This window comes from Nonomuraea zeae, from assembly GCF_005889725.1.
In the GTDB taxonomy this organism is placed as follows: domain Bacteria; phylum Actinomycetota; class Actinomycetes; order Streptosporangiales; family Streptosporangiaceae; genus Nonomuraea; species Nonomuraea zeae.
In genome coordinates, this window is the sequence record NZ_VCKX01000696.1 from 1 (window position 1) to 1,047 (window position 1,047).

Here is a 1,047-nt window from a genome sequence, read left to right on the forward strand (position 1 = left end):
GGTCTAGGGCGGGTTTCCGGGCCGGGTTTCGGTCGCTTTGTTCAGCGGTCAGTCGCCTCCCCGCCGAAGTCGCGTGTTTCGAGGGCCGAACCTTCATCTGTTCCGCTTCCCCCGTCGAATACGTACCGTGCTCGTCATGGTTCCTGACACCCCAGAAAAACTGGGGTGGCAATCCCCGCAAACCATGCTCAAATGGGAGATTACGGATTTGCCGCGCTCCAGGTGATCAAGATTCGGAAACACAGTCCGCGTCGGTCAGGCTCAGGGGGTTGTGCATGGCAAACGGCCTGTCGTTTCGGATTCTCGGCAGCCTGGCCGTCTTTGTGGGGGATAGACAACTCGCCGTCAACGGCATGCGCCAACGCGTGATCCTCGCCGTTCTGATCCTCAACGCGGGCAAGGTCGTCTCCATCGAGCGGCTCGCCGAGGCGATCTGGGGCCCGCACCAGCCGCCTACTGCGCGTAACCAGATCGTCATCTGCATCTCGGGGTTACGCAGGGCGCTGACCGAGGCGGGCGCGTCGGCAGATCTGCTGGGCACCGCCTCGCCCGGATATGTGCTGCACGCCCTGCCCGAGCAGGTGGACGCCCTGGAGGCGGAACGGCTGGCCGCCGAGGGCCGCGCGGCCCAGGCCGCCGGCGACCTGGAGCTGGCGGCGAAGCTGTTCAGGCAGGCGTGCGACCAGTGGCGGGCGCCCGTGCTGGCGGGGGTGGAGAGCACGTACGTGGAAGGCGAGGCGCACAGGCTGGAGGACCGGCGGCTCACCCTCACCGAGGAACGCATCCAGCTGGAGATCGCCCTTCGACGGCACAGTGACCTGATCCACGAGCTGACCGCGCTCGTCGAGACCAACCCGCTGCGCGAGCGGCTGCGCGCCCAGCTCATGCTGGCGCAGTACCGCAGCGGTCGCAGGGCCGAGGCGCTGGACACCTACCGCACGGGCCGCACGCTCCTGGTGGACGAGCTGGGCATCGACCCGGGCAGCGAACTGCAGAGCCTGCACGACACCATCCTGCGCGACGAGCCCGAACCGGTCGTCGTGGAAC

At 67.4% G+C, this 1,047-nt stretch carries 1 protein-coding gene; it reads left to right on the plus strand.

Annotation, left to right across the window (positions count from 1 at the left end):
• Nucleotides 1-353 precede the first annotated feature (353 nt).
• The coding region (locus ETD85_RS62445; RefSeq protein ID WP_170247522.1) for an AfsR/SARP family transcriptional regulator at nucleotides 354-1,047 on the plus strand (694 nt) is incomplete at its 3' end.